Source organism: Streptomyces sp. NPDC003032, assembly GCF_053591415.1.
Map to the genome: position 1 here is coordinate 1 of NZ_JBSFTT010000027.1, position 26,106 is coordinate 26,106.

The following is a 26,106-nucleotide window of genomic DNA, read 5'->3' on the forward strand; positions in this document are numbered from 1 at the left end:
CGCCAATATCAGGCCCGCCTGAGTCACTACAAACGACGCGGACACAGCCCCTGAAAACTGCCCAGCACTCAGAACAAGCACCGTTGCAGTATTAGGGTCCATGAGGTCCTCTCCGGTCAGCGGTCGCGTTCGGCGCCGATGCCGACGAAGCACATGAGGGCCGCGGTGGTGCCCCGGTTGTGCCACGTGTGGCGGGTGCCGAGCTGGACGACGCAGGTGCCCGGGGTGATCAGGACCTCCTTGCCGTCGTCGAGTTCGAGGTGGAGCTCGCCCTCCAGGCAGATGCCGTAGTCGAGCGTGTCGGTGGTGTGCATGCCGGTGTCGCCGGGCTCGAAGACCTCCAGCAGACCAGGCAGCCGCTCCTCGACCTCGGCAGCGAGCTCGTCCGGGTCGTCGGCCGGTGCGGGGACGAAGGCGTCGGGCTCGTAGCGGGCGAAGAGCAGGCGGGTGCCGCCGGTGCCGGGGAAGAAAGGCAGGGTCTTGGGCTCGGGCAGGCCGTTGCCGACCCGGGCGCCGCCGTCCTCGGTGCCCCAGGCGAGATGGAACCGCGAGCCGGGCCAGGCGCCGACGGTGGTGGCCGGGACGGGTCCGTCGGCGGCGACCACCGAGGTGCCGTCGACCGTGCGCGCGGCCACGACGAGGCGGGGCTGAAGGGTCATCGCGGGTCCTCTCCGGGTTCCACCGTCACCGAGGCGAAGAGCTCGGTGAGGAACCGTTCCAGTACGGCTGTGGGGGCGGGGCCGAGGACGCCCGCGAGGGGGATGTCGGCGTCCGCGTAGGTGATGGCGGCCTTGACGGGTTCGTGCGGTGCACGCTGCACCCAGCGCCGGACCACGGGGTCCTCGCGGAAGGGCTTCTCGCCCTCGATCCGGCAGTAGGCGGAGCCGAGGGTGTGGCCGGGGACGACGAACCAGCCGTACCGCGCGTCCGGTCCGGCGGCCGGGGCGGCGGGTGCGTCGAGCGTTTCGCCGGCCAGGAGCCGGAGTTGGGCGGAGGCCAGGTGGACGCCGGTGGCCAGCTCGAAGGTGTCGGCCACGTCCGCTCCCCCGACGCGCGCGCCCACTTCCAGGAAGACCGGGCCGTCCGCCGTCTCGATGGCCTCCAGATGGAAAGGGCCGTCGGTGATGCCGACCGCGCGCAGGCAGGAGAGGGTGAAGTCGACGGTCGCGGGCGGGGTGTCGATCTGCACGGAGCCGAGGGGCGCGCCCTCGGCGTAGCCGAGGCAGGTGCCGAGGTACCGGCTGGCCTGGACGGCAAGCGGGCGGCCCGCGGCGACGGCTCCGTCGATGTGCAGGATCGGCCCCTCGACGAACTCCTCGATCTCGAAGCCGTCGACGTCCACGCGCACCGAGCCGTCGCGCACCGCGGTGAGGGCGGCGTCCGGCGTCGGGTAGGTCGTGATGCCCTCGCTGGAGGCGCCCGCGAGCGGCTTGAGGACGCTCCGGCCGGTCCAGTCGACGCCGGAGGCGAGGGCCCGGTCCAGCGGGGCGTAGCGCGGCACGCGCAGGCCCGCCGCGGCGACTGCGGCCTTCATGACGACCTTGTCCCGGGTGGGCAGCACGTCGGCGACGCGCGGGCCGGGGACGTCCAGGGCCTCGCGGACCTCGGCGGCGGGCAGCAGGTCGTACTCGGACAGCGCGACGACCAGGTCGGGCCGAGGCAGGCCGGAGACGGCGGCAAGGACCTCGGCCGCCGTGTCGCCGGTGCCGGGGCGTTCGATGCGGCGGGCCGGGACGCCGGCAGGGAGAGTGGCGAGCCGCTCGGGGGTGCTGACGTAGGTGACCTGATGGACGGTGTGGTCGAGGTTCTCGGCGTAGCGCACGAAGGAGTCGGGTACGCGGTGCATGACGAGGATGTGCATGCTCACGCTCCCTTCACGGTCAGCCAGAGCGCTCGCTCGGCGTGGTCGAGGGCGGCGCCGCACTCCTCGGCGGTGTCCGCGACGGCCGTGGCGAGGGCGATACGGCCGTCGATGAGGCCCTTGCGGGGCGGCGAGACGACGTCTCCCGGACCGACCAGCGGCTCCAGCAGGTCGAGGGCGGCGGGCAGTCCGTCGCGGTCGAAGTCCAGCGCGCCGATCGTGGTGTCGTCGGCCGGCGGGTAGAAGAACCGGATCCCGGCGTACGACGCCCTGCTCGCCGCGGTGTCCGGCACCGCGCCGCAGGCCACGTCGGCCGCGGCCAGGCCGGGGTCGATACCGGAGGCACGCAGGCCGAGGTAGGGGATGAGGTCGCCGCCGAGCCGCCCGTTGACCTCGATCAGCTTCGGGTCCTCGGGGGTCAGCCGGAGCTCGGTGTGGGTCCAGCCGTCGGTGACGCCGAGGACGCGGTGGATGCCGGTGAGGACGCGCAGCAACTCCGGGTCAGTGAGCAGCGGGTCGGCGGCGCTGACGCGGTGGCCGGTCTCCTCGAAGTACGGCGGGAACCCGACCTCCTTGCGGCCCACGAAGACGGGCGTGACGCGGCCTTCGTGGACTACGGAGTCGACGCTGACCTCGGGGGCGTCGAGGTACTCCTCGACGAGGACCAGCTCGGCGAAGTCGGGGTTGTGCGGGACGTGGACATCGCGGGTGGCGTCGAACTGGTCGGCCAGTTCGGCCGCGTCGTGGACCAGGACGACGCCCTGGCTGCCGCCAGCGGCACGCGGCTTGAGCACCACGGGCCAGCCGAGCTTGTCGGCCGCAGCGAGCGCCTCGTCGAGGCTGCCGGCCAAGGCGAACTCCGGCTGGGGCAGGCCCGCTTCGGCGAGCGCGGTGCGGGTGGCGTACTTGTCGCGGCAGCGCCGGACCACGTCGGGCGAGGTGCCGGGCAGGCCGAGTTCCTCGGCGACCAGGGCCGCCTGCACGATGTGCTCCTCGTGCCAGCTCATGACGCCGGCCACCGGCTGCTCGGCGGCGATCTTGCGGGCCGCCTCCAGCACCGACCGGGCGCCGGTGTCGGGGACGACCGTGTGGCCGGACAGGTGGGGCAGCTCCCAGGTGGGCTCGGCCGCGTCGATGAGGTGGACGCGGTAGCGGCCGGCGATCGAGCGCAGGAGGTATTCGCGGTACCGCCGGAGCCCGCTGGTGATGACCAGCAGCAGCGGCTTGTCGTCGGACCGTGTCAGCGTCATGCGGAGACGTCCTCGCAGAGAAGAAGGTCGGTTCGGGTCAGGCCCGCGCGGAGGCGGAGCAGTGCCTCGCGCATCAGCGGCTCGTCGTGGACGAGGGCGATACGGAGGTGTCCGGCGCCGGGGTTGACGCCGTCGGGTCCGTCGGCCGCCAGGTAGCGGCCGGGCATGACGGACAGCGCCTGGTCGCGCCAGAGGTGCCGGGCGGCGGCCTCGTCGTCGTCGACCGGCAGCCAGAGGAAGAACCCGGCGTCGGCCCGGCGGTATCCGGGGACGGCGGCCAGGATTCCGTCGGCGAGAGCCCAGTTGGCGGCCAGTTCCCGGCGGGCCCGCTCCACATGGGTGTCGTCGCCCCACAGCCGCGCGGCGGCGGCGCACACCGGCAGCGGGGTCGAGACGCCGCACACCCGGTTGTACCGGGCGTAGTCGGCCACGGTCTCGGCGTCGCCGGCGGCGAAGCCGCTGCGCAGTCCCGGCGCGCCGGACCGCTTTGACAGGGTGTGCAGGACGAGGAACCGGCCCGGCGCTGCCACCCCTCGTTCCACCAGCGAGAGGTAGCCAGCCGGTGGGCGGGACAGCGCCAGGTCGGTGTAGCACTCGTCGACGAGGAGCAGGGCGTCCGCGCCTCCGGCGGCGCGGGTGGCCGCGCGCAGGAACTCCGTGGAGAGGAGCTCGCCGCGCGGGTTGCCCGGGTCGCAGACGATGACGGCGGCGACCCGGGCGCCCGCCGTCGCGACGGCATCCTCCAGCGCGGGGATCCCGCCGCAGGGGTCGTAGAACACTGGTCGTGCTCCTAAGGCCACGGCGGCGGCGTGGTACGTCGGGTAGAACGGGTTCGGCATGACGACCGCGGCCTCGCCGCCCGCCCGCCGTACACGCTCCACCGCGCGCGCGACCGCCACGGCCAGGGCCTGCTTGGTGCCCGGCGTGGGCTCGACCGCGACGGTGGAGGGGTCGAGGAGCCGCCCCACCCCGAACCGGCGGCGCAGCCAGCCGGTGTACGCGGTGCGCAGCTCGGGGGTGCCGCCGAGGCGCGGGTAGCGGGTCCAGCCGTCGGGGTCGGCGAGGAGCGCGGTGTCGACGCCGCCCGTGCCCAGCCGGGACTCGCCGAGGTGGAGCTGGACGGGGGCGAGTCCGGCCGGGGCGGGGATGCCGTGCTGGAGTGCGCGCAGCCGGGCGAAGGCGCTGGCGACGTGGCCCATGGGTCAGTCCCGCACCAGGTCGTTCAGTGCCGTCTTGCCGCGGGTGCGCTCGTCGGCGTACTTCATGATGACCGCGGCGTACGTGGACAGTTCGGGGCGGCACGGGTCGGTGCGGGTGCCGGGGACGACGACGGCGTTCTCGGGGACCTCGCCGCGGGTCACCTCGCCGGTCGCTCGGTCCACGATCGGTGTGGAGGCGCTCAGGTAGACGCCCATGCCGATGACGGCTCCGCGCCGCACCCGCACGCCCTCGGCGATCTCGCTGCGGGCGCCGACGAAGACGTCGTCTTCGATGACGACGGGGCTGTCGCCGATCGGTTCGAGGACGCCGCCGAGGCCTGCGCCGCCGGAGATGTGGCAGCGGTCCCCCACCTGGGCGCAGGAGCCGACCGTCGCCCAGGTGTCGATCATCGTGCCGGCGCCGACGTAGGCGCCGATGTTGACGAAGGACGGCATGAGGACGGCGCCCGGGGCGATGTGGGCGCCGCGCCGCACGACCGCGCCCGGCACCACGCGGATCCCGGCCTTCTCGAAGTCCGCCTCCTGCCAGTGCTCGAACTTCAGCGGGATCTTGTCGTAGCTCTTGGGCCGGCCCGGGCCCGCGTCGGCGACGGCGTTCGTCCCGAGCGGGAAGGAGAGCAGGATCAGCTTCTTGACGAAGGGGTCGGCGGCCCAGGTGCCGTCCGCGGGGTTCGCGGCGCGCAGTTCGCCGCAGTCCAGGGCGCCGAGGCCAGCCTCAATGTGCGGGCCGAGTCGGGCGAGTTCGGCCTCGGTCAGCTCGGCCCGGCGCTCGAAGGCGTCCTCGATCAGCGGTCGGGAGTACATGGGGGACACTCCTATCGTGCGTGCGGTGCAGGGGGAAGGACGGACCCGGGCCGGGCGGGAACGGTGGTGACGTAGTCGTTGTAGGTCTCGGCGCGGCGGATCTCGACGACGTCGCCGTCGCGGGTGAGCAGGAGCTCGGCGGGCCTCAGACGGCCGTTGTAGGTGAAGCCCATCGCGTGGCCGTGCGCGCCGGTGTCGTGGACGAGGAGGACGTCCCCCTCGCGCGGGTCGGGCAGCGGCCTGTCGATCGCGAACTTGTCCATGTTCTCGCACAGGGAGCCCACAACGTCGTACGGCGCTTCCGTGCGGTCCTGCGCGAAGGGCAGGGTGATGTGGTGGTAGGCGCCGTAGAAGCCGGGGCGCATCAGCGCGGACATCGAGGCGTCCACGCCGACGATCTCCCGGCCCTTGCTGCACCGGTTGATGACGGTGCTCACCAGGACGCCGTGCGGGCCGGTGACATAGCGGCCGCACTCCATGAGGATGCGGGGCGTGGAGCGGAGGAAGCAGCGGCGGCGGGCGGCGAGGATCGCGTCGGCGTAGCGGCGGAAGTCGAACGGGCGGTCCTCGGGGCGGTACGGGATGCCCAGGCCGCCGCCCACGTTGACGTAGTCGAGCTCGATGCCGGCCTCGGCGGCGACACGTGCGCCGAGTTCGATGACGTCCGTCGCGGCGCGTGCGGCGCGGTCCACGTCGAGTTCGTTGGCGCAGATCATGCCGTGGATGCCGAACCGGCGGGCGCCGCGTGCCTTCGCCTCGCGGTAGGCGTCGGCGAGTTGGCTGGCGGGCACCCCGAACTTCGTGGCCCGCGCGTCCCCCATGAGGCGGGAGCCGGCCGACAGTCCGTGCGGGGAGACGCGGAAGGCGACCGTGTCGGGCAGCGGGTCGGCCTTGTCCAGGCCCGTCCAATCGTCGAAGGCGATCAACGCGCCGGTCTTCAGGGCGAGTTCGAACTCCGCGCGGGCCGTATTGTTGGAGGTGAAGACGGTGTCGCCGGGCCCGGCGCCGAGGCTGCCCGCCAGCTCCAGCTCCACCGGGGAGGCACAGTCCAGGCCGCTGCCCTCGGCGAGTAGCAGGGACAGGATGTGCGGGTTGGGCAGCGCCTTGACGGCGAAGTACTGGCGGTACTGCTCGCCCTGGAAGGCGTCCGTCATGGCGCGGTAGGTGTCGACGATGCCGGCGGCGTCGTAGATGTGGAAGGGCGTTCCGTAGGCGGACGTCAGGTCCTTGAGCAGGGGCCTGAGGCGGGCGGAGAAGGTGTCTGCGATGGGCACGGCTCCCCCTTTACGGAACGCGCGCGATGCAGATCGTGCGGTTGCGCATGCCGCTGACCGGGCGCTGGTAGGGGAAGTAGTAGCTCTCCACCGTCGGATAGCCGCGGGCCGCCAGGCGTTCGGCGAGGTAGTCCTTGGACAGGTACCAGAAGTCCGCGACCCGCTGGTGCGGGGCGTAGGGCGCCTCCCGGTCCTGCGGGGCGTCGTTGGAGAAGACCAGGTAGGCGCCGGACTTCAGGCCGAGGGAGGCCAGTTTGTCCAGGGCGGGCCCGGTCTCCCGCTCGGCGTCGAAGAGGTGGCCGAGGAAGCCGTCCGCGTAGATGATGTCGGCATCAGCGACGTCGGAGGGCTGCAGGGTGTAGTAGTCGGCGGTGAAGGCGTCGACACCCTTCTGCCGGGCCAGTTCCACGGCCTCCTTGTTGAAGTCGATGCCGCGGACCGTGCGGCCGAGGTCGACGACGACGCCCTCGACGGCGGCGTTGCCGCAGCCCAGGGAGAAGACGGACGCCCCCTCCCCGGTCAGCGAGAGCAGTTTGAGCGCCATGTGCGAGCGGTATTCGGGCACGTACGTCGACGGCGTGACCGAGTCGTTGAACGCGCCGCCCTTCTCCCAGATGGCGTAGATGCTCTCCGCTTCGCTGCCGGTGGAGCGCTGCGCCGTGTAGTAGTCACGCACCTGGGCAAGGTCCTGGTTCAACTCAGTGATCATCGTGTCCCGCTTTCAGGAGTCAGAGGTGGCGGCGGTGTGGAGGTGCTCTTGCGTGTACTCGACGGACCGGAAGGGCTCAGGACGTAGCCGCTCGACCAGCGCCGCGAGCGGGGCGGCCGTGGCAGGGCCGTAGTTCTGGTAGAGGCGGACGGCCCGGCCGGCGTCGGTGGCGAGGAGGGTGTCGGCCAGGACGCGGGCCAGGGAGCGCAGACCCGCGAGGACGACCTCCGGCTCCCCCGCCAGCCGCGGGGGGCCGGTCAGGTCGAGGGCGCCGAGCTGGACGAAGTAGGACAGCTGGAGGAACATGCCGTCGCTATCGGGGAAGTGGCCGAGGCCGCGGTCGGTGTAGCGCAGGCACTCCGCGAGGTAGTACGCGACGCAGTCTGCCGGGTCAATGCCGAGGCGGGGGGCCCAGACGTCGGCGAGGATCAGGATGCCGAAGACATCGGCGGCGACCTCCTGGAGGACCACCGAGGCCCAGCGGTCGGCCGTGTTGAGCTCCTTGTAGTCGGTGGCGGGCCGGTGTACGAAGTGGCCGAGCTCGTGGCTGAGGACCCCCAGGGTGGGGATGGCGGCGAAGCGCGGGTCGGCCGGGTCGAACTGCACGCCAATCTCAAGGAACCGCCGCGCGAGGGGTGCGGAGACGGTGTCGAGCAGGGCGCGGTGGGTGTTGGCGAAGTAGTACGTCTTCTTGAACGGCGAGTACTTCACCCCCTCGTCCTCGGGGAGGAAGTAGGCGATGTGCTTGGGGTGGAGGTTCCCCTCGCCCGCCATGAAGAACAGCTCGGCGGCGCCGAAGGCCGGCAGGTCGCCCAGGCGCAGGTCGGCGTGGAGCCCGCGCAGGTGGGCGGCCACCTCGGCGCGGTCGGCGAGGGCCTCGGTGACCAGGCGCTGGCGCTCGTCGTCGGCGCGGCAGCCGAAGGCGGTGGGCAGGCCGCGGACCTCCTTGCCGTACCAGGTGGAGATCTGGCCGGCGACAACCGTGAAGTCCTCCTCCAGGGAGGCGAGTTCGCGCAGGATGTCGTCGTCGTAGCCGTCCTGGACGGCGCTGGCGCGCAGTTCGGTGGCCCTGCGGTCGGCCTCGCCCGGCAGGTGCTTAGCGACGTCGCGCACCGCCTCGGCGATCGCCACCGGGTCATTGAAGCGGCGGCGGGCGGGTATGCCGATCTCCTTCACCCGCTGCCACTCGGCCTCCACGGCGGCCTTGAGGTCCGCGAGGGCCCGGCGGAACCCGTCGCCGAGGGGGGGGATGGCTCCGGCGAGGTCCAGGCAGCCCAGCGTGTAGGCACCCGCGGGCGGCCAGAAGGCGCTGCGGTGGGTGCGGTACGAGCCGGCCCTGACCAGGTTGGACGGGTGGTCGAAACGGTCCGCCGTGAGGTTTTCAGGCATGGGATTTCCCGTTCTGGAATCGAATGCTGGTGAAGAAGCTCCGCGGGGGAATCGGCGTACGGCCCCGGGAACGGCGGCTACGCGCGGGTCCGGTCCTTGTGGTCGGCCAGGACGAGGGCGGCACCCTTCTCGCCGATCATCATGCTCGCGGCGTTCGTGTTGCCCGAGATCATGGCCGGCATGACGGAGGCGTCGATGACGCGCAGACCGTGCACGCCGTGCACGCGCAGCCGCTCGTCGACCACCGCCATCGGGTCGTCGCCCATGCGGCAGGTGCCCACCGGGTGGTACGAGGTGTCCCCGTGCTGCCGTGCGTAGGCGAGCAGTTCGTCGTCGGAGCGGACCTCGCTGCCGGGCATCAGCTCGAACGCGCGGTACGCGTCCAGGCTCGGTTCCTCGACGATGCGCCGGCCGATGCGCATGCCCGCGAGCAGCGTGGCGCGGTCGGCCTCCGACTCCAGGAAGCGGGTGCGGATCGATGGCGGGGTCAGCGGCTGCCGGGAGCGGATGTGGATGGAGCCCTTGGACTCCGGGCGCAGCGGATAGACGCCCAGGGTCATGCCGGGGGCCGTGTCGAGGCGCCGGCTGCGGCCGCCACCGTAGCTCGCGGGGGCGAAGTGGAACTGGATGTCGGGGCGGGTCAGGGAGGCGTCGGAGCGGACGAAGCCGTGGCCGAGGGCGATCGGCAGGCTCAGCAGGCCGCGCCGTTCGCGGGCGTACCGGCCGATCTCGCGGACCAGGCCGAGGCCGCGGGAGCGCTCGTTGAAGGTGATCGGGCGCCGGACCCGCCAGCGCAGCCGGGCGGCGAAGTGGTCGCGGAAGTTCTCACCGACGCCCGGCAGATGGTGCACCACCGGCACGCCGACCTCGCCGAGGAGGTCCGCCGAGCCGATGCCGGAGAGCTCCAGCAGCTGCGGGGACTGCACGGCTCCGGCGCTGACGATCACCTCGTGGGCGCAGTCGGCGCTGTGCTCGGTGTCGCCGCGCCGGTAGTCGACGCCGATGCAGCGCTTGCCGTCGAAGCGCAGGCCGGTGACGTGCGCCTCGGTGACCAGTGTGAGGTTCGGGCGGCGCTGGGCCGCCTTGAGGTAGGTGCCGGCGGCGGAGGAGCGGCGGCCGCCCTCGTGGTTGACCTGGTAGTAGCCGAAGCCCTCCTGGTCGCCGGAGTTGTAGTCCGGGTTCTCGGGGTAGCCGGCCTTGACGGCGGCGGTGAGGAAGGCGTCGGTGAGCTCGTCGCGGTCGCGTGGCAGTCCGACGGCGATCTGCCCGGCGCGGCCGCGGTTCGCGCCCTCGATGCCGGTGACGCGCTCCATGCTGCGGAAGTACGGCAGCACACCCTCCCAGGACCAGCCCGGATTGCCCAGGCGCTCCCAGTCGTCGTAGTCCTCGCGCTGGCCGCGGACGAAGATCATGCCGTTGATCTGGTTGGAGCCGCCGAGGAGGCGGCCGCGGGGGATGCTCACGCTGCGGCCGTCGAGAGTGGGGTCGGCGTCGGTCTCGAAGCACCAGTCGTACTTCGGGTTCCCCATCAGGACCGTCTCCGCGGCGGGGACGGTGAGCAGCGGGCTGCGCCGTTCGCTGCCCGACTCCAGCAGCAGCACGCGGATCGACGGGTCCTCGGTCAGCCGGCCGGCCAGCACACAGCCGGCCGCGCCCGCGCCGACGACGATGTAGTCGTATCGCACCGGTGCCCGCCCCCTCACGCGGCCTCGGCTGCTGCGGCGGCCGGGCGGCGGCCCGTGATCGTCGTCCGGTGCAGCAGCCGGTGGTGGTTGACGTGGTCGTAGGGCGTTGCCCGGTGCATGGCGCTGCGGTTGTCCCACAGGACGATGTCGCCCACCTGCCACTGGTGGCGGTAGGTGAACCGGGGCTGGATCGCGAACTCCTGGAGGAAGGTGATCAGCGGCGCGCTCTCGTCCTCGGACAGGCCCTCGATGCGCCACGGCACGTTGCCGCCCGCGTAGAGCGCCTTGCGGCCGTTCTCCTCGTGGACGCGCACCAGCGGGTGCGACACGTCGGCCCACTCAGCGCGTTCCTTCTCCGTGGGCGCCGGGCGGTCGGGGTAGTTGTACGGCCGTGACTGGACGCGGCTGATGACGACCTTGAGGTCCTCGATGCGCTCCTTGACCGGCTGCGGCAGCGCTTCGTACGCGGCGAACATGTTGCCGTACCAGGTGTCGCCGCCGGTCGGCGGTATCTCGCGGGCGTACAGCATGGAGCCCACCGGCGGGTCGGTCAGGTAGGCGCCGTCGCTGTGCCAGACGCGGCCACTGTAGGCCGAGCCGATCGGCTTCCCGTCCTTGGTGAGGTTGGACAGGATGAGGATCTCGGGGTGCTCGACGTCGTTGAACTGCGAGCGGGTGTAGGCGAAGACCTCGCCGAAGCGCCGGGTGAACTCGATGTGCTCGACCGGGATCATGTCCTGGCCACGGATCAGCAGGACGGTCGTGTCGATCCAGGCCTGGTAGATGCGGTCGAAGTCGCGGTCGGACAGCGGCCGGGTGACGTCGACACCGCGGACCTCCGTGCCGATGCCGTCGGTGATGGGGACCAGTTCAAGCATGAAGGGGTACTCCCTGGGGTTTTCAGTCGGTACGTCGGCGCCTGGGTCAGGGGAGAGCGACCTGGTACTCGTCCATCCAGTGCCGCAGCTCGACGAGCTGGATCAGCAGGGCGGCCTGGTTGGAGCCGCCGGGCAGCTCGCCGTGGACGGCGCCCGCGGAGATCTGCTGGATCAGCCCGTTCGTCCGGTCGGTGTCGAACAGCGGCTTCAGCGGCGAGGCCTCGTCGTTGACGATCCAGGTCGCCTCGCGGACGAGGGTCCGGTCGTAGGCGGGGTTCTGCACGTGCGGGTAGGCGCTCTTCCTGCGGTTGACCGTGCTCGGCGGCAGGACGTCGGCCATGGCCGCCTTCAGCAGCCCCTTCACGCCGCCCCGCGACTTCAGTTCCCAGGGCACGTTCCACACGTACTGGAGGAGGCGGTGGTCGCAGAAGGGGACCCGGACGTCGAGTCCGTGGGCCATGCTCATGCGTTCCTTGCGGTCCAGGATCACCGAGAGCGGGCCGGACAGGCCCAGGAAGAAGACCTCGCGGATCCGGGCGTCCTCGGCGCTCTCGCCCGCGAGTCGGGGCACGCGGGCCAGCACCTCGGCGTAGCGGGCGCGTTCGTCCTCCTCCGGGTTCACCTCGGCGAGCAGGTCGGGGACGAGGTAGCGGGACAGCTTCGGGCCGTCGAAGAGCCACGGGAAGCGGTCGGCGGCCAGGACCTCCGGCTTGAAGAAGTACGGGTAGCCGCCGAACACCTCGTCGGCGGCCTCGCCGGTCAGCGCGACGGGGCAGTTGTCCCGGATCTGCTGGAAGATCAGGTACATCGAGGCGTCGAACTGGCCCCAGCCGGGAAGGTCGCGGGCGCGCCGGGTGGCCGGGATGACGTCCAGCAGGTCCTGCACGGAGGCGGTGAGCGTGGTGTGCCGGGTGCCGATGAACTCGGCGGCCTCGGCGGCGTAGGGGGCGTCGATGTCCGGGCGCAGCTCGGTGGCCACGAAATGCGCCGGGTCGCTCTCGAACTGCACGCAGAAGGTGGCCAGTTTGTGCGCCGGGTCCTCCTTGCGCAGGGCGCTCGCGGCGAGGGCGGCGACGGAGGTGGAGTCGACGCCGCCGGAGAGCATCGCGCCGAGCGGGACGCCGGTGGTGAGCTGCCGGCGCACGGTGTCGTCGAGGAGTTCGCGCACCCGGCGGGCGCTCTCCTCGAAGGAGTCGTGGTGCGGCTCGCTGACGAGCTGCCAGTAGCGCCGCCGGGTCAGCCCCGACTCGGTGTACGTCAGCACATGGGCGGGCTCCACCTCGTAGAGGTCCTTCAGCGGGGTCTCGCTCGGCTGGGCCAGGCGCGGCTGGAGGACGACGGGCAGCGCCGAGAGCTCCAGGCGCGGCCGGAAGAGGGGGTTGGCGATGATGCCCTTCGGCTCGGAGGCGAAGAGGATGCCGCCGTCGTACGGGTGGTAGTAGAGGGGCTTGACGCCGATCCGGTCACGGCCGAGGTGCAGGCGCCGGGTGCGGCCGTCCCAGATCGCGAAGGCGAAGGCGCCGTTGACCCGGTCGACGAAATTGGTGCCCCACAGGAGGTAGGCCTTCAGGAGGGCCTCGGCGGTGGAGCCGTCGCGCAGGGCGCCGCCATCCGCCTCGATGTCGCCGCGCAGTTCGTCGGCGTTGTAGACCTCGCCGGTGTGCGCCGCGTACACGGTGTCGCCGCTGAGGCTCGCGCTCGCGGGCCGTACGTCGTCGGGGCGTCCCGTGGCCAGGCCGCGGTGGCCGATGGCGGCGTGCTCGCCGATCCAGACGTCCTGGGTGTCGGGGCCTCTGTGCCGCATCGTCTCCGTCATCGAATGCAGCAAGCCGTGCTGATCGCCCAGATCGCGCCGGAAGTCGATCCAGCCCACCACGCCACTCATTCAGTTCACCTCCAGGGGTACGAAGAATTCTTCAAACAGTGGGAAAGACGCCGGGTATTGAGACGGCGGGCGGCATGACGATCATCGGGAACGGCTGTGTGCGAGGGAATGGGAATTTCTTCCCGGCCGAATTCGGAGCCGGGAACGACTGTGCCAGAAGAAGCGCCGCCGGAGATCTCCCGGCCGTGGGCATCAAGTTGCCTGGCAACTTGATGCCCACGGAGACAAATCAGACATGCCCGCGTACGGCGACGGCCGTCCCCACCAGCTCGTGGCCCTGCCCTTCGAGGACCGGCCAACGTCCGGTAAACCGGTCCACGCGGGTGCCGGCCACCACGGGGCCGGGCACACGCAGCGCGGCGGTGAACATGCCGCTGTCCGGGTCGGGCGCGACGGCGCAGTCCAGGAAGCCGAGCCAGCGCCCGGTCAGCGGGAACCACGCTTTGTAGACGCTTTCCTTGGCGCTGAACAGGACGCGCTCCCAGGCCACTTGGGGGTGGCTGCGGGCCAGCCGGGCCAGGTGGCGCCGCTCGTCGGGCAGCGCCACCCCGCCGATCACCCCGGCGGGCAGCGAGGCGTGCGGTTCGGCGTCGATGCCGAGGGAGGCGAGGACGTCGTCCCGGGCCACGGCGGCGGCGCGGTAGCCCTGGCAGTGGGTCATGCTGCCGACGATGCCGTCGGGCCAGGACGGGGCGTGCCGCGCCCAGGCCTCGACTCCCCCGCGGGGCAGGACCAGCACCGGGGCCACTCGGAGGCGGGCCAGCGCGGTGCGCGCGCACATCCGGACCGTGGCGAACTCGCGCCGGCGTTCGTCGGACGTGGCCAGGGCGATGAGCGCGCGCTCCTCGGGGAAGAGGTCGACGACCGGGGGTCCTCGAAGACCTCGGCGAGCTCGGCCTGCGGGGGCAGCAGCCCGGCGAGCAGCGCGGGCCGTGCCGGGGTCACCGGGGAGTGCAGGCCACCGCGCGCGCCCGGGGTCGCCCGGCGAGGTCTGGATCGAGGAGCGTCGGGGTGTCGTCGACGCGCCCCATGAGGCGGCCGAGCAGCGGGCCGGTCATGACTGTCGTGACGACGGCCATGACGACGAACAGCGAGTAGAGCCGCTCGTCGAGGAGCCCAGCCTCCAGGCCGACGCCGAGCGCGACGAGTTCGGTGAGCCCGCGGGTGTTCATCAGGCTGGCCAGGACCGCGGAGCCGCGGGCCGGGAGCCCCTGGGAGCGGGCGCCCAGCCAGGTGCCGGCGAACTTCCCGGTGACGGCCACGACCATGATCCAGCCGAGCTGGACGAGGCCGTCGCCGCCGATGCCGGACAGGTCCACCTTCAGGCCGGCGACGATGAAGTAGACCGGCAGCAGCAGCGCAGTCGTGTGCTCCGTGCGCCGCAGCAGGCCCTCGTGGGCGGGCTGGTGCAGCCGGGGCATGGCCAGCCCGAAGAGGAACGCGCCGATCACGAAGTGCAGTCCGAGCAGCTGGGTCACGGCCGCCGAGCCGAGGGCGCCGGTGACGACGACGGTGACATCGCCGGCCGGCAGGGGCCCGTCGGTCCCCCGCCGGGTCAGGAACCGGGCCAGCAGGGGTCGTACGCCCAGGACGAGCGCGAGGGCGTACGGGACGACCAGCAGCACCTTCCAGGGGTGCGCCCCGCTCGCGCCGGCCAGGGCCTGGAGGCCGGCCAGCGTCGTCCACGCGGCGAGGTCGCAGAACGCCGCCGCGGACAGGGCGACGGCGCCGAGCCAGGTGCCGTTCATGCCGCGGTCGGCGAGGATGCGGGCGAGGACCGGGAAGGCCGTCACCGACACCGCGACCCCGATGAACAGGACGAAGGCGAGGCGGTCGGCGGGGGCGTAGGAGCGCAGCAGATACATCCCGAGCAGGATGCCGAGCGCGAAGGGCACCAGGGTCGAGCCGATGACGGTGGCCCCGGTGACCCGGCCTGAGCCGCGCAGCCGGGCGAAGTCGAACTCCAGGCCTATGACGAACATGAACAGCACCAGGCCGAGGTTGGCCACGGCGCCGAGGTACGGCCGTATCTCCGTCGGGAAGAGCGTGTCCGCCACGGCTCCGTCCAGGAGGGTCGGGCCCAGCAGCACTCCCACCGCGATCTCCCCGATGACCGACGGCTGGCCGAGCCGGCGGGCGATCCGCCCGGCGAGCCAGGCCACTGCGATGATCAGGGCGATGTCGGCGAGGAGCACCGCTGTCTGGAACTCCGTCATGTCCGGCCCCCGGCTCCGGCGGCCCCCGCGACGACCCGCAGCCGGGGCAGCAGCTCCTGCTCGGCCTGCTGGAGTCCGAGGCAGGCCTCGGCGGTCCACTGGGCGTCGACGGTGCCCGTCACCTGGGCGAGGAGCAGCTGGTTCATCATCTCGGCGGCGCCCCGCACGATCCGGTCGAGGAGCTCGTCCACGGCCGAGTCTCCGAACGCGTGCCGCACGTACTCCCTAAGGCCGATGCGCGAGCCCTGGTAGAGGGAGAACGCGCCGTGCAAGGAGGCGATGACGCGCTCCGGCGCTATCCAGCGGCAGGAGATGAGGTCCGCGACCCGGGCCAGCAGCACGTGGCTGTCCTGATACCGGTCGAGGAGAGTGGCGAAGGCCTCGCGGGTGCCCTGCTCGGCCTGCGCCGGGTCGAGGTCCTTGGTGGTGTAGTAGCGGACGCGGCGCCGTTCGTTGTTGTCGAAGGCGGCCGCGATCACGTCCTCGGGGTAGATGTACGAGCACAGCAGGCTCGCCGGGTTGTCGTCCACGACGTGCCACTGGCCGGTGTCCGCGTCGTACCCGGTGAGCACGATCGAGTGGACCAGGTGCTTGGTGCGGTACTCGGGGCAGTGCGGCCAGTAGAAGACGTCGCCGACGAGGATGGCGTAGCCCTCTTGGGCGACGACGTCGAGGAGCAGGCCGCGGGCGTTGGCGTAGGAGTCGAACTCCGTCTCCTCCTTGACGATGCCGATGCGGGCGAGGTCGTCCGGGTCGAGGATGCCGCTCTCGAAGTCGTACTTTGGGCGCTGTTCCCTGATGACCTGCCGCAGGATCTCGTCGGTGCTGACCAGGCAGCGGAAGTGCAACTGGTGTACGGGACGCCCGCGTTCGGCGAGCATCACTAGGGATTCGCGCTCGTAGCAGTTCAGGAACAGCCTGCTGTACAGCGTTCTGTCGTAGGGGTAGGGAATGTCTTTCATCAACCGTCCCCTTCGGGGTGGGCGCTAGAGAAGGCGCGTCATGAACGCGCTGTTGGGGTCTTCCTGGTAATCCGCAAAGGGAGCGCAGTAGGTGAAGTCGAACTTCTCGTAGAGCGCGCGGGCGGGGGTGAAGAACTCGGTCGCGCCGGTCTCCAGGCTGAGTCGGCGGTACCCCATGCCGCGGGCCTCGGAGATGATGTGGGCCAGCAGCTTCGAGGCCACGCCAGTGCGCTTGCGGGTGGGTTCGGTGCGCATCGACTTGATCTCGGCGTGGCCCTCCTCGATGCGCTTGACGGCACCGCAGCCGACCAGGGTGTCGCCGTCGTAGGCGGTCCAGAAGGTGACTTCGGGCACCCGCAGTCCGTCGAGGTCGAGGGCGTGCTTGCTTTCCAGCGGCGTGATGGCCCGCATCTCCTGGACATGCGCTTCGAGGAACTCGGCGATGTCGCGCCCGGAGAGGTCGTCCACTGAGATCTTCATGCATCTCACCTTTGCTGTGTTCGTCTGCTTGTTGTTCCGCCGGCTCAGGCTCCTGCGAGCAGCCCGCAGGCGAAGAAGCCGGGGGCCGAGGACAGGGCCAGGTACGTCTCGTCCGGGCGGATCCCGACCTGGTCGTGGTAGTCGGCCAGGTTGATCATCCAGTCGGAGTTGCCGCAGTGGCCATAGTTCCCCAGCGGTTCGGTGAAGTGCAGCTGCTCCCGGCCGATTCCGGCGATGGTGGCGTTGAACAGCGCCACCGGCCGGTAGAGGTTGGTCGGGAAGACCTTGGTGACCTCGGCGGGTGTGAGGTCGCGCTGCCCCAGGGCCGCCGCGAGGGAGGACTGCGCCACCTGCTGCCGTGACACGAACGAGTCCCGGCCGAGCAGGCCCGCGTGGTCGACGCCAACGGCGGCCGACAGCAGGCGCACCAGACCCTCGTCGCGGGTGATCAGGCAGCTGGCCACGGCGTCGCTGAACAGGGCGAACGACCTGACCCGGTCGGCGTCGTCGGGCGTGAAGTCGAGCGAGACGAGGACGACGGTGCGTACGCCGTCCTCGGCCAGCAGGTCCCGGGCGTGCCGCAGGGCGGCGAGCGAGCTGCAGCACTGCTGGAAGGAGAACATCACCGGTACGCAGTGGACCAGGCCGAGGGAGCTGAGCACATGGGCGGCGAAGTCGGGCCGCAGCAAGGCGAGCCGGGCGTCGCTGGTGGCGAAGACGATTCGGTCGACGTCCGCGGGCCGGACGGATCCGTCCCGCAGGGTGGTACGCACCGTCTCGATCACGTAGTCCTCGACGGGGCCGGAGAATCTGCGGAAGTTCCGGCAGCCCATGGCGGCGAACTCGGCGTCCGGCGACTGCTCGCGCCACAGCCGGTCGAACTCCGGTATGTCCTCCGGCTTGCGTTCCACCGCACCGAAGGTGCACGCGAAGGAGCCGAGGCCGATGTGCTGGTGGTCAGTCACTGTCTCCCGTTTCCGTCGGCCCGGACCCGGCGGCCGAGGGGCCGCCGGGTCCGGGAGCGCGATGCCACGAGCCTCACTTCGCCGCGGCGAGAGCGCTATCGTCTATCTCGCGGACGACGGAGACGATGCCCTCGACGTCACCCAGCCTGGACACCCACTCGGGCCGGAGCTGAACGCTGTCGTTCGCCTTCTCCTTGATGTAGTTCACGAGGACGAGAATGATGTTCAGGGAGCTGATGCCCAGCTCCTCCCGGGTGGTGGCCCGTTCGACGTCCTCGCGCGTGATGCCCTGCGTCATCGGCTGGGTCTGCAGGAAGTCCGCGAACTTGATGCGGTAGTCGTCAGCGCTCATCGGTCTCGACCTTCTTGAAGGGGACGCCGTTCAGGTTCTTGTCGTGGATCCGGTTGTGGCCGTACTTGTCCTCGCCGGAGACCAGAACGCTGCCGTGGTAGTCGAGGCTGATGGTGTCGCCGAACTCGCTCAGGCTGTCGACGTTCTCGTAGACCTTCACCGACGGCGCGACATAGCGGGAGGCGTAGCCGAGGCGGGTGGTGTCGCTGACGTTGGGCAGGGAGCCGTGGATGCACTTGGCCAGGAAGATGACGAACTGGCCCGGCTTCATCTCCATCTCGAAGACATCTTCCTGGTCCGGGTTCCAGTCCTTGTCGAGCTGGAGCTCGGAGTAGTCGTAGCCGAAGAAGTCGTGGGACTTGCTCTCCACGTCGTAGGTGAGCGGCTTGGACTCGTCGTAGTACCACTTCTTGTGGCTGCCGGGAATGTAGCGCAGGCAGCCGTTCTCCTTGCCGGCCGGGGAGAACGCGGTCCACACGGTGAGTTCCTGGGTGTACATCTCGCCCTCCTCCGTGTACTTCAGGGAGGGGGTCGCGTCCGTGGTGGTATCGCCGACCACGAACGTCTCGACCTGGTGCCAGCCGGTGCCGGCGTCGCCCGGCGCCTTCTTGAAGATGTTGGACTTCCAGCACAGGATGTCGTCGCCGATGAGGCTGCGCAGCTTGTGCACGATCTCGGGCCGGCTGATGTGCTCGGACAGCGTGTTGCAGTCCAGGTGGCGGTCGTAGTTGATGACCGTCGAGTTGTGCGGCTTGTTCTGCGAGGTGACCATCTCGATCATGGCCTGGTTCCACAGCAGTGGAGCCTCGTCCTCGGAGTAGAGGTCGAACGGACCGACGAAGCCGTTCTCCTGGAAGAACTCGATCTGTTCGTCGGTGAGGCCGAGGAACTGGGTCTCGGTCGCGCTTTCAGACACGTCGCTGCCCTTCTGTAACCGGGATAAGGAGTGAAGCGGGGGTGGAGCGGGGGGCGCAGGGGGTCACGCGGCGGACTTCAGCTTGTTCTTGCCGAGCAGCCGGGCCGCGTTCCCGTGGAAGAAGAGGTCCCGGTCGGCGGCGGTCATCGACTCGGGGAAGGCCCCTTCCTTCTCCAGCTTCTCGACCAGGCTCAGCTGGCGTCCCTGGAGCCGGAACACCGGCCAGTCGGTGCCGAAGAGGATCTTGTGGTTGATGCCGCGGCGGAACAGCGTGTTGAGCGCCGTGGTCCCGAAGGCTTCGTAACCGCTGACGTCCACATAGATGTTGGGGCGGTTGTTGCACAGCATCGCGACCTCGTCCGGGTAGTGGACGCTGCCGTGGGCCAGGACGAAGTCGATTCCGGGGAAGTCCTTGGCGGCCTTGTCGACGTAGATCGGCTGGGCGATCTCGAAGTCGAGGACCGGCGAGGTGGCCCCGATGTGCGACAGCACGGGGAGGGAGTACTGCGCGCAGATCTCGTAGTACGGGTACAGCAGGTCGTCCGAGAGCTTGTAGCCGCACGGCGGGTACAGCTTCATGCCGTCGAACTTGTAGTCGACGACGGCCTTCTCGAACAGCGCGAGTCCGTCGTCGCCCCAGCGCGGGTCGACGCCCACCAGCACCCGGAACCGGCCGGGGTGGCGGTCCACTACGGCCTTGTGGTGGTCGACGAGCTCCTCGATGGTGTGGGTGCTGTCCTTGAGCGCGTAGGTGAAGTCGGGCAGCAGTAGGACGGACTCGGAGATTCCGGCCTCGTCCATCTGCTTGACGAGCTCGTCGCAGAGCGGGTCGGTCAGCGTGCCCGCGTGCATGCGCGCGACCTTCTCCCGGGAGACGGGCAGACCCTTGCTGGCCAGCGCCACCGTCATGTTGTCGACCACGCCGTCGTTGAACGACCTGGGAAAACACATCTCGGAGGCGATGTGGGCATGGAAGTCGATGATCGTCTGTGTGTCGTTCATGCCGGGCGCCTCTCAGCCCTGCCGGACGATGTCGATGATGTCCGACACGAATTCGGCGGCGACGAACCTGTCGACCTGGCCGAAGGCGTCGATGCCGGTCTTCTCCTCCAGGACGAAGACGATGCTCATCAGCGCGAGGGAGTCGACTCCCAGATCACCTCTCAGGCTCATGTCGGGGCGGATTCCGCCCTTGGTCGCTTTCTTCGGGATGACGCTCGCGATGATCTGGCAGATCTCTTCGTCGCTCACTTGACTCGTGTTCAACGTCCCACTCCGGTCCGTTCGGCGAAGACCCTTCGCATGACCGCGCTTCGGTCGATCTTGAAATTTCTCGTCAGCAGGCCTTCCTCGACCGTCAGTTCGGCCGCGGGCCGGAAGACGGTCTCCGAAATCCTGAATGCGGATTCCCGCTTCTTGTTCGTCTCGTCCAGGTACGCCTCGACCGGCGCCACCTGCTCGGCGGACCGCTCGTCGTCGAGCCAAACCACGCAGGTCAGCAGCCCGCTGCCGTCCGGCGAGGTGACCATCGCGCGGGCGCCGGGGCAGGCCTTCTCCAGGCCCAGTTCGAGCTCCTCGGGGTTGATCTTGACCCCGCTGCGCGTGATGATCACGTTCTTCTTGCGGCCCTTGAGCCGCAGGAAGCCCGCCCGGTCGAACGCGCCGAGGTCGCCGGTGGCGATCCGGTCGTCGCCGAGGAAGACCGCGTCCTGCGTCTCCACTCCCTCGAAGACATAGCCGAGGCACTGGGGGTACCGGGTGCGGACGGTGACCTCGCCGTCGTCGGCGATGTCCACGTCGATCCGGTCCACCGGGCGCCCGGCGCTGCCGGTGCGGTGCCGCTCCGGCAGGTTGAAGGCGATCCAGCCGATCTCGGTGCTCCCGTAGACCTCGAAGAGCGGTGCGCCGAGCCGCTGGAACAGCCGCACCGTGCGCGGCGGCACCGGAGCGGATCCGGTGAGCATCAGCCGCACCCGCGAGCCGTACATGTCCAGCCACTTCCGCCCCAGCCGCGCCCGCAGCCCACGGCTCAGCCGACCGGGGGCGAGCGTGTGCAGGGCCGTGGCGAGGAGATACGGCAGCCTCTCGCGCAGGCCGGCGGAGCCGACCCGGTTAGCGGCGATCTCGAAGAAAGAGGGCGGGCCGAGGACGATCGTCGGCTCGAACTCCCTGAGCTTCTGGAACATGCGCTCGGGCGCGACGACCGTCACGTCGGTGCCGTACCGGACGGCCGTGTACAGCAGGTACCGCTGCTGGAAGTTGGAGAACGGCATGACGATCAGCAGGTCGTCGTTCGCGGTGAGCCGCCAGGCCTCCGCGGAGGTGCGCATGGTGTTCTCCACCCCCTTCGCGGACATCAGGAGGCCCTTCTTGCTGCCCGAGGTCCCCGACGAGAAGGCGACGGTGAAGATGTCCCCGGACAGCGGCTGCCGACCGCCGTCCGGGACGCTCCTTCTGACGAGCTTCAGCGGGCGCTCCCCGAGGACCGCGACGCCGTCCGGCAGGCCGGAGTCCGACGCGAGCGGCTGTGTCGAGAGCACCGCTGAGAGCCCGTACTTCCCCGCGAGTTCGTCCACCGCCGCGGCGCCGGTCCGCTGTTCGAGCGGCAGCGCCACCGGGATGCTGCCCAGGCCCAGGAGGGCCAGGTCGGCGAGGACCCACTCGTAGGAGTTCGGTCCGGCGATCCCCACCAGGTCACCGGGCTCGATTCCGGATTCCCGCAACTCGGCCATGAGTTCCAGGACGTCTTCGTGGATCTGCGGGAAATTCTTGGTGACCAGTTTTCCGGCGACGGACATGAATCGCATCCGGCGTTTGGGATGCTCCGTCAGGCTCTGGTACAGATCATTGATCGACGACGACACGAGGCTTATCCCCAGCCGGTGTCGCCGGCCGGGGCAGTCGTCGCACTCACGGCGGTTTCCTGCTGCCGGGTCGCGGAAACTTCCGCGCTGCCCAGGACGGCCATGATGATCGCGATTCCCGCAACAGTCGCCTTGCCGAAGCGATTCACTTTCCAGCCCCTCACTCAGTCCGTTCCACACCTTGTCTCGGTTCTCGCGAATCCGCCGCACCCGCTGTGGGCCCCGAACCGATCTGTCATCAAAGTGCCAGGACAGCGGGCCGGATGGTGGAGAAAAGGCGGAGCATCAAGCTGCATGGCAACTTGATGTCCGACAGGAGAAAAAGGGCATACATCGCAAGCGACGGATCATTCGGGCTGCGGAGCAGGGGCGAAGGGACTTGCGGTGACGCGACGACACTGGCGCGTGGCCGGGGGGTCACTTGGACCGCTCCTGGAGGGCCAGCAAATAGCCGGCCTGGAAGCGGCTCTCGGCCTCGAGAGCCGCCATGATCTCGGCGACATGGCGTCGGCAGGTGCGGACGGACATGCCCAGCCGACGGGCCACGGTCGCGTCCGTCATACCGGCCGCGAGTAGCCGGACGATGGCGTCCTTGAGATCCTCTATGATCTCCGGCTTGGTGTCCGCCTCGACCTCGAAAGGCTCGGCCGTCAGCCACAGCCGCTCATAGGTCTCGACCATGAACGCCACGACGTACGGGTTGCGGATCACCACGGCGCCGTTGGGGTCGCCCGGGGTCGCGAACACCGCGCACTCCCGGTCGAAGATCAGGAACCGCATGAACTTGTCGTCCAGCGTGCGCACTTGGGCACCGAGACGGGTCACCTGCTCCACGTAGGAGTGGGTACCTCGGCTGGAGCGGGCGGTGTGCTGGTAAAGGATCCGCATCTCGACGCCCCGGCTGAGGGTGTCGTAGTCCCTCGGTGCGGCCTCCACCAGCACGTCCTCGCGGCGGCCGCCGCCCGGCTGCGCCGTGAGGATCTCCCGGCGGGCCTTGGCCGACAGATCGGCGATCGCCGCGCGCACGTCGGGGAGGCTGTCGATGAGCTCGATCTGTTTTCGGTTCTCGTGCGCCAGCAGGCTGGCGTCGAAGACCGGCGAGAACGACACCAGCCGCCGTCTGATCTCCTCGACCCGGGCGCGCCGTGTGTGCAGCTCCGACTCCAGAGGAAGCAGCACGCGGGTGGTCGCCTCGTCGGGCGACACCGCGACGAAACCGCGCCCCGGGCGGTTCACCAGCAGTCCCAGCGCTGTCAGTTCGGCCAGCGCCTCGCGGAATTCCCCCTTTTGTACATCCAGTTGAGCCGACGCCGCCTCCACGTCGAGCGCCGCCCCGTCGCACCGGGTCGCATCGAGCATGGATCCGTACACGCGCCGCAGAAGTCCACCGTCCAGGAACTCCCCCGGAACGTCCCTGTGTGTCTTCACTTTTCACCTTCTCGTCCCCGTGGCAACTTGCTGCGTTGCAGCAACCGGCCCCGGGACGGTAAAGGTGGGAAGGGGATCTTGTTAAGGTGCAGTCCGAGTGGTGGACACGCCCGGCGTTCATCCCCCCGCTCGACACCACCATTCTTTGCGTGTTCAGGGCGATTCGCCAGAGTTCAACCCTGTCCGATTCTGGTCGTGTCCCATAACCGAAATCTCATTCACGATAGCCGTGGACAGCTCTGCGGGCCCGCCCGAAGCGTGCTTGAATCGGCTGCTCACGGGCCTAGGTGTCGCATGGGGTCGTATTGGGGGTGCACAGCCGTGCCTGATGTCCGTAGGAGCCACGCCGAGGAGTTGTACGCCCGGATCGCCGGGGACCCGCTCTGGCGGCCCGAGCAGGTGTGCCGCGAACTGGACTGGTCCGGCGAGGAGTTCGCCACCGCGGTCGGGGAACTGGCGAAGCTGAGCCTGCTCGTCGAGTCCCGGACGGCGCCCAGTGGCTGGACGGTGCTGACCCCCGAGTCGGCAGTCCACACCCTGGTCGACCAGGCGATGCACTCCTCGCTGTCCGTCCTCGACGAGGTGGTAGACATGCGCCGCTCCGTCGAGAGCCTGGTCACCACTTTCCAGCCAATCCACTGCCGCAGCGTCACCGAGCCGCAGCTGGACATCCTGCTCGGCGAGGCGGAGGTTACTGCGGCACTGGAGAACGCCACCCGCCACGCCCGCTACCGCGTGCTGTCCATGCACCCCGGCAGGCCGCTGCCGGCGCCAGCGCTGCACAGCGGGCTGGAGCGGGACACGGCCATGCTGGAGCGCGGCATCGAGATCCGCACCATCCACCTCGCTGCCGCGGCGGCCATGCCCCATGTCTCGGACTACCTGCGCCGTCTGGGCGAGCTCGGCGGGCAGGTGCGCACCGCCCATGTGCTGCCCATGCGGCTGATCGTCATCGACCACACGCTCGCCTTCGTCGCCCTCCCCCGGTCGCTCAGGGCGCCCGACGGCACGGTGGCGTCCGTACGGGTCCGCGGCGAAGTGCTGGTCGGGATCCTCGAGGACATCTTCGACCACTGCTGGGGCGGCGGCACCCCCCCGGTGCCGCGAATGGCGGGCGCCGGTCCCCGGGAGAAGGAGTCCGACAAGCCCGGGCTCACTGAGCGCCACCGGCAGATCCTCCAGTTGCTCTCCGGCGGGCTGACCGACGAGGCGATCAGCCGCAAACTCGGGGTCTCCGAACGCACGGTGGGCCGCCAGGTCGCCGAACTGATCAGCAGGCTCGGCGCGGAGAGCCGCTTCCAAGCCGGGGTCAACGCCGCCCGGCTGGGCTGGCTGGGGCCCTGAGCCGGACGGCGTACCGGAGTTCAGCGGATGACGTGGCGGAGCACGTTGTCCAGGTGGCGGCACAGGTATTTCATGAACGGAGCACCTTCGGTGCCCACGTCGTTGGAGTTGGACGCGTGGCGCTGCGCCTGGTGCATGTAACGCGCCGCGCACCCCATGTGGAGCCGGCGGAAGGCATGCGTGGCCTCGATGCACTCGTCGTACGCCGCCACCGCCTCCTGGGGGCGCTCGCGCAGCAGCATCCCGCGCAGGTCGGCCCGGGGCCCGACGTGTTCGATGAACGCCCGGTGGGCGGGCGGGATGTAGTCCCGCAGGGAGAGCATGTGATCGGCGAGTGGGTCCGCCTCGTCGCTGATACCGAAGACCGTGTCCAGGAACGGAATGATCGCGCTCTGCAAGCCGGTCTCCCCGCTAAAGGACTGCGGCCGCCCGCCGAAGGCGGTCACACCCTCGTAGTGGATGCCCTCGGGGAAGGCCGGGTTGTTCTTCCAGCCGAAGAGGAACCGCCGCACCCGGTGGTAATAGACGTACGAGTCGCAGCGCTCGGGCATGCGGGCCAGCACCGCCTGCATCGCCGCGAGGCCCGCCGCGACTCCCCGCAGCTCCTCGGCCAGCGCATCGGCGTCGCCGCCGAGGACAGCGTCCTGGGCGCGAACGGCGGCCTGGAGGGCGGGGGCGGCGGCCGCCTCGATCGCGATGTGCACCATGACGAACCAGTCGTCGTCCATGCCGCCCAGGAAGTCCTGGAGCCGGGCGATGTTACCCAGCTCGACGGGCCGGCTGTCGTCCAGACGCCACCAGTTGTGCAGTTGCTGCGTCGCATACGACAGGATCGGCGGGCGGCCGAGGCGGGCGGCCACCGCCGCCCAGGGCACGGCGATGTTCGCGGGCACCGAGTCGACAGGTGGCTCTGTGTCGTTGATCCACGCGTGCCCGAAGTACGATAGCAGCAGCATGGCCCGTTCCAGCTCGGCGCCATCCCGCAGCGCGGCCGTGTCGAACTGGGGGACGTCCCGCAGGAGCGTGCGGGCGCGGCCGCTCACAAGGTACTTGTGCAACTGGGCAGCGATCTCGTCCCATTCGGCGTAGCTGCCGGACAGCTGGCGCAGCGGGTCGGTGCCGGGCAGGAACCCGTTGACCGGGTCGACCTCGAAGTCCTGGAGGGAGATATGGGTGAGAGTCGGGCCTGTGAGGCTCTCGGTCATCGGGCCTTCCCGTGCTGGTTCGGTGAATCGGTCGAAGTGCGCTTGACCGCTGGCCAGCGCGTACTGCGTGCTGTGCTCCGGGATAGGCCAGCCGCGGGCCGAGGGCCCCTCGGCAAGAGGCACTCCCGCGCCGTGCAGTTCCGGGGATCCGCTCGGCGACGGACGCGATCAGCTCACGCTGGGCCCAGGCGAAGCCGGTGTCGACCAGTGTGTCGTGCTCCGGTACGACGAGGGTGTCTGGGCCGATGAAGTCGAAGGCAGCTCCAGGGTCGCGGGCCACTCGAGGGGAGAAGGAGTCTGGCCCCCAGACCGGCTCGCTGGCCTCCTCGATCAGGTCACCAGCCACGACGACATCGATGTCCGGCACCATTACCCACAAGTCTCCGGCCGTGTAGGCCCGCCCGGCCCAGCGCAGTTCG

The 26,106-nt window shown here is 70.1% G+C and carries 24 protein-coding genes; 1 reads left to right on the forward strand and 23 read right to left on the reverse strand.

All coding sequences use genetic code 11. From position 1 onward, the window contains the following. Positions 1–116: 116 nt before the first annotated feature. The 22 genes from ACWDZ7_RS30785 to ACWDZ7_RS30890 all read right to left on the reverse strand — a co-directional run bounded on the left by ACWDZ7_RS30785 (position 117) and on the right by ACWDZ7_RS30890 (position 23,138). The gene (locus tag ACWDZ7_RS30785) at positions 117–659 is read right to left on the reverse strand and encodes a cupin domain-containing protein (protein ID WP_451801513.1); all 543 of its coding nucleotides are present in this window, start codon (positions 657–659) and stop codon (positions 117–119) included. Next, a complete protein-coding gene (locus ACWDZ7_RS30790; RefSeq protein WP_451801514.1) occupies positions 656–1,861 on the reverse strand; it encodes an ATP-grasp domain-containing protein in 1,206 nt (401 codons plus the stop codon). Before ACWDZ7_RS30790 ends, ACWDZ7_RS30785 begins: the two co-directional genes overlap by 4 nt. Positions 1,862–1,863: 2 nt before the next feature. After that, positions 1,864–3,111 carry an ATP-grasp domain-containing protein gene (locus ACWDZ7_RS30795; RefSeq protein WP_451801515.1) on the reverse strand — a complete coding sequence of 416 codons (1,248 nt, stop codon included), beginning with the start codon at positions 3,109–3,111 and terminating at the stop codon, positions 1,864–1,866. Then, positions 3,108–4,310 carry an aminotransferase class I/II-fold pyridoxal phosphate-dependent enzyme gene (locus tag ACWDZ7_RS30800; protein WP_451801516.1) on the reverse strand — a complete coding sequence of 401 codons (1,203 nt, stop codon included), beginning with the start codon at positions 4,308–4,310 and terminating at the stop codon, positions 3,108–3,110. The genes ACWDZ7_RS30795 and ACWDZ7_RS30800 overlap by 4 nt, the downstream gene beginning before the upstream one ends. Before the next feature lie 3 nt (positions 4,311–4,313). Next, complete coding sequence (locus ACWDZ7_RS30805) at positions 4,314–5,135, reverse strand: 2,3,4,5-tetrahydropyridine-2,6-dicarboxylate N-succinyltransferase (RefSeq protein WP_451801518.1); 822 nt, start codon at positions 5,133–5,135, stop codon at positions 4,314–4,316. Positions 5,136–5,146: 11 nt separating this feature from the next. Then, positions 5,147–6,409 carry a diaminopimelate decarboxylase gene (locus tag ACWDZ7_RS30810; RefSeq protein WP_451801520.1) on the reverse strand — a complete coding sequence of 421 codons (1,263 nt, stop codon included), beginning with the start codon at positions 6,407–6,409 and terminating at the stop codon, positions 5,147–5,149. Positions 6,410–6,419: 10 nt separating this feature from the next. Continuing rightward, positions 6,420–7,106 carry a class I SAM-dependent methyltransferase gene (locus ACWDZ7_RS30815; RefSeq protein WP_451801521.1) on the reverse strand — a complete coding sequence of 229 codons (687 nt, stop codon included), beginning with the start codon at positions 7,104–7,106 and terminating at the stop codon, positions 6,420–6,422. 24 nt (positions 7,107–7,130) lie between these two features. Next, a complete protein-coding gene (locus ACWDZ7_RS30820) occupies positions 7,131–8,507 on the reverse strand; it encodes a hypothetical protein (RefSeq protein ID WP_451801522.1) in 1,377 nt (458 codons plus the stop codon). Positions 8,508–8,584: 77 nt separating this feature from the next. Further along, positions 8,585–10,192: a GMC family oxidoreductase gene (locus tag ACWDZ7_RS30825; protein ID WP_451801524.1), complete on the reverse strand. Its 1,608-nt coding sequence runs from the start codon at positions 10,190–10,192 to the stop codon at positions 8,585–8,587. A 14-nt stretch (positions 10,193–10,206) separates the two neighbouring features. Beyond that, positions 10,207–11,070, reverse strand: coding sequence for a TauD/TfdA dioxygenase family protein (locus ACWDZ7_RS30830; protein ID WP_451801526.1), 864 nt, complete (start codon positions 11,068–11,070; stop codon positions 10,207–10,209). A 46-nt stretch (positions 11,071–11,116) separates the two neighbouring features. Further along, the gene (asnB, locus tag ACWDZ7_RS30835) at positions 11,117–12,955 is read right to left on the reverse strand and encodes an asparagine synthase (glutamine-hydrolyzing) (RefSeq protein ID WP_451801527.1); all 1,839 of its coding nucleotides are present in this window, start codon (positions 12,953–12,955) and stop codon (positions 11,117–11,119) included. Positions 12,956–13,184: 229 nt separating this feature from the next. Next, positions 13,185–13,952 carry a 4'-phosphopantetheinyl transferase family protein gene (locus tag ACWDZ7_RS30840; protein WP_451801660.1) on the reverse strand — a complete coding sequence of 256 codons (768 nt, stop codon included), beginning with the start codon at positions 13,950–13,952 and terminating at the stop codon, positions 13,185–13,187. After that, positions 13,897–15,171 (reverse strand): cation:proton antiporter, encoded by a 1,275-nt coding sequence (locus tag ACWDZ7_RS30845; RefSeq protein ID WP_451801529.1) that lies wholly within the window; start codon positions 15,169–15,171, stop codon positions 13,897–13,899. The genes ACWDZ7_RS30840 and ACWDZ7_RS30845 overlap by 56 nt, the downstream gene beginning before the upstream one ends. Further along, a complete protein-coding gene (locus ACWDZ7_RS30850; protein ID WP_451801530.1) occupies positions 15,168–16,133 on the reverse strand; it encodes a hypothetical protein in 966 nt (321 codons plus the stop codon). The genes ACWDZ7_RS30845 and ACWDZ7_RS30850 overlap by 4 nt, the downstream gene beginning before the upstream one ends. A gap of 24 nt (positions 16,134–16,157) precedes the next feature. Then, complete coding sequence (locus ACWDZ7_RS30855; protein WP_451801532.1) at positions 16,158–16,613, reverse strand: GNAT family N-acetyltransferase; 456 nt, start codon at positions 16,611–16,613, stop codon at positions 16,158–16,160. A gap of 44 nt (positions 16,614–16,657) precedes the next feature. Continuing rightward, a complete protein-coding gene (locus ACWDZ7_RS30860; RefSeq protein ID WP_451801534.1) occupies positions 16,658–17,578 on the reverse strand; it encodes a hypothetical protein in 921 nt (306 codons plus the stop codon). Positions 17,579–17,651: 73 nt separating this feature from the next. Further along, positions 17,652–17,930 carry a hypothetical protein gene (locus ACWDZ7_RS30865; protein ID WP_451801536.1) on the reverse strand — a complete coding sequence of 93 codons (279 nt, stop codon included), beginning with the start codon at positions 17,928–17,930 and terminating at the stop codon, positions 17,652–17,654. Beyond that, positions 17,920–18,846 carry a chlorinating enzyme gene (locus ACWDZ7_RS30870; protein WP_451801537.1) on the reverse strand — a complete coding sequence of 309 codons (927 nt, stop codon included), beginning with the start codon at positions 18,844–18,846 and terminating at the stop codon, positions 17,920–17,922. The genes ACWDZ7_RS30865 and ACWDZ7_RS30870 overlap by 11 nt, the downstream gene beginning before the upstream one ends. Positions 18,847–18,909: 63 nt before the next feature. Further along, on the reverse strand, positions 18,910–19,848 hold the full coding sequence (locus tag ACWDZ7_RS30875; RefSeq protein ID WP_451801539.1) for an amidohydrolase family protein: 939 nt from the start codon (positions 19,846–19,848) through the stop codon (positions 18,910–18,912). 12 nt (positions 19,849–19,860) lie between these two features. Continuing rightward, entirely contained in the window at positions 19,861–20,097 is a 237-nt protein-coding gene (locus ACWDZ7_RS30880) for an acyl carrier protein (protein WP_451801541.1), read from the reverse strand. Between the two features lie 11 nt (positions 20,098–20,108). Further along, entirely contained in the window at positions 20,109–21,644 is a 1,536-nt protein-coding gene (locus ACWDZ7_RS30885) for an AMP-binding protein (RefSeq protein WP_451801543.1), read from the reverse strand. A 483-nt stretch (positions 21,645–22,127) separates the two neighbouring features. After that, positions 22,128–23,138, reverse strand: coding sequence for a LuxR C-terminal-related transcriptional regulator (locus ACWDZ7_RS30890; protein WP_451801545.1), 1,011 nt, complete (start codon positions 23,136–23,138; stop codon positions 22,128–22,130). A 321-nt stretch (positions 23,139–23,459) separates the two neighbouring features. On the opposite strand from ACWDZ7_RS30890, the gene ACWDZ7_RS30895 reads away from it, so the two are divergent. Further along, complete coding sequence (locus ACWDZ7_RS30895; RefSeq protein WP_451801547.1) at positions 23,460–24,482, forward strand: LuxR C-terminal-related transcriptional regulator; 1,023 nt, start codon at positions 23,460–23,462, stop codon at positions 24,480–24,482. A gap of 20 nt (positions 24,483–24,502) precedes the next feature. On the opposite strand, the gene ACWDZ7_RS30900 is transcribed toward ACWDZ7_RS30895, so the two are convergent. Further along, on the reverse strand, positions 24,503–25,687 hold the full coding sequence (locus ACWDZ7_RS30900) for a hypothetical protein (protein ID WP_451801548.1): 1,185 nt from the start codon (positions 25,685–25,687) through the stop codon (positions 24,503–24,505). Positions 25,688–26,106: the final 419 nt, after the last annotated feature.

Bases quoted from the DNA above. Each gene is read 5' to 3' on its own strand.
- ACWDZ7_RS30845 (WP_451801529.1), bottom strand. From the start codon at position 15,171: ATGACGGAGTTCCAGACAGCGGTGCTCCTCGCCGACATCGCCCTGATC.
- ACWDZ7_RS30875 (WP_451801539.1), bottom strand. From the start codon at position 19,848: ATGAACGACACACAGACGATCATCGACTTCCATGCCCACATCGCCTCC.
- ACWDZ7_RS30900 (WP_451801548.1), bottom strand. From the start codon at position 25,687: ATGACCGAGAGCCTCACAGGCCCGACTCTCACCCATATCTCCCTCCAG.
- ACWDZ7_RS30855 (WP_451801532.1), bottom strand. From the start codon at position 16,613: ATGAAGATCTCAGTGGACGACCTCTCCGGGCGCGACATCGCCGAGTTC.
- ACWDZ7_RS30865 (WP_451801536.1), bottom strand. From the start codon at position 17,930: ATGAGCGCTGACGACTACCGCATCAAGTTCGCGGACTTCCTGCAGACC.
- asnB (WP_451801527.1), bottom strand. From the start codon at position 12,955: ATGAGTGGCGTGGTGGGCTGGATCGACTTCCGGCGCGATCTGGGCGAT.
- ACWDZ7_RS30885 (WP_451801543.1), bottom strand. From the start codon at position 21,644: ATGTCCGTCGCCGGAAAACTGGTCACCAAGAATTTCCCGCAGATCCAC.
- ACWDZ7_RS30850 (WP_451801530.1), bottom strand. From the start codon at position 16,133: ATGAAAGACATTCCCTACCCCTACGACAGAACGCTGTACAGCAGGCTG.
- ACWDZ7_RS30800 (WP_451801516.1), bottom strand. From the start codon at position 4,310: ATGGGCCACGTCGCCAGCGCCTTCGCCCGGCTGCGCGCACTCCAGCAC.
- ACWDZ7_RS30785 (WP_451801513.1), bottom strand. From the start codon at position 659: ATGACCCTTCAGCCCCGCCTCGTCGTGGCCGCGCGCACGGTCGACGGC.
- ACWDZ7_RS30790 (WP_451801514.1), bottom strand. From the start codon at position 1,861: ATGCACATCCTCGTCATGCACCGCGTACCCGACTCCTTCGTGCGCTAC.
- ACWDZ7_RS30805 (WP_451801518.1), bottom strand. From the start codon at position 5,135: ATGTACTCCCGACCGCTGATCGAGGACGCCTTCGAGCGCCGGGCCGAG.
- ACWDZ7_RS30795 (WP_451801515.1), bottom strand. From the start codon at position 3,111: ATGACGCTGACACGGTCCGACGACAAGCCGCTGCTGCTGGTCATCACC.
- ACWDZ7_RS30830 (WP_451801526.1), bottom strand. From the start codon at position 11,070: ATGCTTGAACTGGTCCCCATCACCGACGGCATCGGCACGGAGGTCCGC.
- ACWDZ7_RS30820 (WP_451801522.1), bottom strand. From the start codon at position 8,507: ATGCCTGAAAACCTCACGGCGGACCGTTTCGACCACCCGTCCAACCTG.